Source organism: Psychrobacter sp. TB55-MNA-CIBAN-0194 (assembly GCF_040309505.1).
GTDB lineage: Bacteria > Pseudomonadota > Gammaproteobacteria > Pseudomonadales > Moraxellaceae > Psychrobacter > Psychrobacter fozii.
Genome location: NZ_JBEOOW010000279.1, coordinates 1 through 272 on the forward strand (window position 1 = coordinate 1; position 272 = coordinate 272).

Genomic DNA, 272 nt, shown 5'->3' on the forward strand with positions numbered 1-272 from the left:
TTCTAACGGATTATGTTCGCTTAATCCAAAAGTAGATCGCTTATGTATGGTTGCCGAAATGACCGTGTCGAGCGCGGGTAAACTTTCGGGCTATAAGTTTTACGAAGCGATAATGAACTCGCATGCACGTTTAACTTACACCAAAGTAAATGCCATTTTACAAAACGACGAAAAACTACGCGAAGAATACTCAGCCGTAGTGCCACATTTAACTGACTTACAGCAAATGTATATGGCACTTAAAGCTGCACGCCAAGACCGTGGTGCCATTG

1 protein-coding gene is annotated in these 272 nt (G+C 42.6%); it reads left to right on the forward strand.

The features are described from left to right. Positions 1-58: 58 nt before the first annotated feature. Positions 59-272, forward strand: a 214-nt coding sequence (locus AAEY75_RS15155; protein ID WP_352260046.1) for an RNB domain-containing ribonuclease, incomplete at its 3' end; no start/stop codon positions are given.